The following is a 511-nucleotide window of genomic DNA, read 5'->3' on the forward strand; positions in this document are numbered from 1 at the left end:
CTGCAGGCCCGCGGTGAAAACCTGTTCCTGGAAACCACCGCCTCCGGCCCCGCGCAGAACGGCAACCCCGGCCTGAACGGCCTGGGCAGCGTGGTGCAGGGCGCGCTGGAAGGCAGCAACGTCAACGTCGTGGAAGAGCTGGTGTCGATGATCGAAACCCAGCGCGCCTACGAAATGAACGCCAAGGCGATCTCCACCACCGACGCGATGCTCGGCTACCTCAACCAGAACGTCTGATCGGTCGAACCGGGAACCCTGCCATGTCGTACCTGCGCCCTACCCTCCGCATGCTCTCGGCCAGTGCCGTTGTCGCCCTGCTCGGCGGCTGCGTCATCGCCGGCGATGTCCGCCCCTACCCGGCGATGGCGCCGGTCACCCCGATCATCGCGCCCACCGCGCAGGCCACGGCCGGTGCGATCTACGCCGCCGGCCCGGGCCTGCAGCTGTATTCGGACCGGCGCGCACGCGATGTCGGCGACCTGCTGACCATCACCCTGACCGAGAACACCAC

At 68.3% G+C, this 511-nt stretch carries 2 protein-coding genes; both read left to right on the top strand.

All coding sequences use genetic code 11. The features are described 5' to 3' along the window. Positions 1–237, top strand: a 237-nt coding sequence (locus AC1DOS_RS20540; RefSeq protein WP_477538958.1) for a flagellar hook-basal body complex protein, incomplete at its 5' end; no start/stop codon positions are given. 23 nt (positions 238–260) lie between these two features. Then, on the top strand, positions 261–511 hold a 251-nt coding region (locus AC1DOS_RS20545), incomplete at its 3' end, for a flagellar basal body L-ring protein FlgH (protein WP_477538959.1).

This window comes from Paenisporosarcina sp. P5_A11 (assembly GCF_056400705.1).